Raw genomic sequence first — 2,661 nt, 5'->3', positions numbered from 1 at the left:
CGCCCCCATCCCCGACCATGCTTTTTTTTGAGCAGTCGAAGTTCGAGTGTTTGCTCCGCCACAACCTCTTTCAGATCATGAGCTTCGCGCCGCAGTTCCTTGACCTCGTCGGGGGTCGCCGCTCGTGCTGTGTCACCGGCAAGCCGCTTCTTTCCAGCTTCCATGAAGTCTTTGGACCACTTGTCGTAAACGCCTTGGGAAATCCCTTCACGGCCGCAAAGCTCAGCAATGCTATCTGCGCCGCGCAGGCCATTCAGCACGATCCGGATCTTCTCTTCAGCTGAATACTGTTTGCGGGTTGCCCGTTTGATGTCTTTGACGACCTTCTCGCCGGGGCTCTTACTTGTCTTGCTCATCGTCCACTCCTCAGTGGTTACGATGAGCCAAGAACACTCCCTTATCAAACATCGCTATTTGGACCCATAGGCGCTGACGTCAGACAGTTCTGGGTAGACATGCAGGCTGACACGGTGGTTCGCAAAGCTGGCAGGTTCACTGTAGCGATTGCGTTCGAATGTGATCAGGCGCGTTGGCGACACCCGTTTGCTATGTTCGATGAAGCCATCAAAGGCGGGCGGCAGTGCCATCAGCACTGGCTTCTCAGCTTCCCATACGTCCGTGATGGAACCCCGCAACGTCTTGTGTGGGGTCTCCGCCCACAGGGCGAGACAACGATCTTCAAGCCATCGGTTACGTTCAGCCAGATCAGCAAAGACGGGCATCACCTGCCACATGCGGTTGCGCGCATCCTGCATATTCTTCTCAACCTGACCCTTCTCCCAACCAGCGGCTGGATTGCATAACTCGGGCTCAACTGGCCATGGCTTTGAAGCGGGCATTGATGTCGCGCTGCTTTCCTTTGCCGACCCGATCCACAGCGGTCTTCATATTGTCATAGATGGCGCGTCCGGGGACGCCACCAAACACCCTGAATGCATGCCAATGAGCGTCGAACAGCATCTCATGCGTTTGCAGCGGACAAGACCGCACCAGGAACGCACGGCTGATCATCTGCCCCTGTACCGGCAGGCCCAGATTTACAGCCGCTAGGGCATCGAACTTGATCGTGCGACGCTGGCCACCTGGGTTGGCCGGGCCGCTTTTGAGCTCATGCCTGTCTATGACGCGCTGTTAGCAAACCTGAAACGGTCGACCAAGCTCTTCATGACTGAGACCACCGCGCCGGTGCTCGACCCCGGGAGGCGCAGAACGAAGATGGGCTACTTTTGGGCCTTGGCGCGTGAGGATAGGCCATGGGGCGGTGGCGACCCACCCGGTGTGGCCTTCACCTATGCGCCGGGGCGTTCTGGCCAATATGCTGAGAAAATCCTGGATGGTTTTGATGGCATCCTGCAGGTCGATGGCTATGCAGGCTACAACCGACTGCTGAAACGGCCGGCCCAGGACGTACAGCTTGCCTATTGCTGGGCGCATCTATGGATGCCCCCGCTCTTGCAAGGTTTTTCTGTTCTCAGTCACGCACCGGGACTGCGGTCATCTATCCAGCCTGTCATGGCGATGCGCCCCGCACCGCCGACCTTGATGGTTAATCCGCGAGTCGGGCCCCAATCACGCAGCGCGAGCTCGGAGCTCGATGCGCCCAACGGGTTCAGCCGACCCCGGTCCGCCCGGTCGTGCCATCTCGTTCAGAAAGTCCCTCGCATCTGCGGTGGCTTGCCGACAGCCGTCAGCAATCCTCGTATTGTCTCATCATCAAACCGCTTGGCGCATCGGAGTGCCCTAGACACCGCCAAACTTCATCATCGCCCAGATCACGCGGGCCGTCTTGTTGGCAAAGGCGACCGTCGCTACATTGGCAGGGCGCCTGGCTCGTAGTTTGGCGAGCCAAACCCAGGTCTTGCTGCGCCAACGCATGATCGACCGGCTGCCGTGGATCAGCAGGCGGCGCAAATACCCGTTGCCACGTTTGCTGATCCCGCCCATGCGCTCTACACCGCCGGTCGAATGCTGCCGGGGAACCAGACCGAGCCAGGCAGCAAAATGTCGGCCCGACTTGACGTCAGATGGGTCTCGCGTCGCGGCAACCATTGCCGTCGCAATGACACCCCCTACGCCCGGGATTGTCATGAGCCTGCGGCAGATCTCGTTCTCACGGGCAAGAAGGACGAGCTCCTTGTCGATCGCCTCGAGCTTCTTAGCAACCTGCTCGAGTTGCTCCACCAAATAGAGCAATACTTGCCGCGCAGCCCCCGGCAAGCGGCCGTCGTTCTCATCACGAATGACATCGACCAGGAGCTGCCCCCGGTGCGCCCGCTGCGGTCCGACAATGCCGAACTCCGTGAGATGACCGCGGATCCCGTTGATCAGCTGGGTCCGCTGGCGCATGAGCATCTCGCGAACCCGGTGCAGCACCAGGATCTCCTGTTGGTCTTCCTCCTTGATCGGAACGAAGCGCATCGTGGGCCTGGTCATTGCCTCGCAAATGGCCTCTGCATCCGCCACATCGTTCTTGTTCGTCTTCACATAGGGCCGGACATATTGCGCGGGCAACAATCTTACCTCATGACCGTGGCGCCGAAGTGTCCGAGCCCAGTAGTGACTGCCCGGACAGGCTTCCAGGCCGATCTGAAAACAGGGCAGTTCTTTGAAGAACGGCTCGACTTCGTCGCGCTTGAGCTTGCGACGCAAGACCGGCTTGCC

Annotated in this window: 2 protein-coding genes and 2 pseudogenes; 1 reads left to right on the top strand and 3 read right to left on the bottom strand. The window is 59.5% G+C overall.

The genetic code is table 11. The features are described 5' to 3' along the window. Both ACP151_RS21230 and istA read right to left on the bottom strand, forming a co-directional pair. Window positions 1-356, bottom strand: a 356-nt coding sequence (locus ACP151_RS21230; protein WP_424978388.1) for a transposase, incomplete at its 3' end; no start/stop codon positions are given. A 63-nt stretch (window positions 357-419) separates the two neighbouring features. After that, a pseudogene (gene istA / locus ACP151_RS21225) lies at window positions 420-1,005 on the bottom strand (IS21 family transposase); the annotation flags it as partial. On the opposite strand from istA, the pseudogene ACP151_RS21220 reads away from it, so the two are divergent. Beyond that, a pseudogene (locus tag ACP151_RS21220) lies at window positions 1,003-1,437 on the top strand (IS66 family transposase); the annotation flags it as partial. The pseudogenes istA and ACP151_RS21220 sit on opposite strands and share 3 nt — an antisense overlap. Before the next feature lie 303 nt (window positions 1,438-1,740). On the opposite strand, the gene ACP151_RS21215 reads toward ACP151_RS21220, so the two are convergent. After that, window positions 1,741-2,661: IS110 family transposase (locus tag ACP151_RS21215; protein ID WP_424980512.1), on the bottom strand; the 921-nt coding region annotated here is incomplete at its 5' end.

The sequence above is a fragment of the Leisingera sp. S232 genome (genome assembly GCF_049800895.1).
Lineage (GTDB): Bacteria > Pseudomonadota > Alphaproteobacteria > Rhodobacterales > Rhodobacteraceae > Leisingera.
The sequence above is the reverse complement of the archived record's forward strand: the minus strand, read 5'-3'. Positions and strand labels throughout refer to the sequence as shown.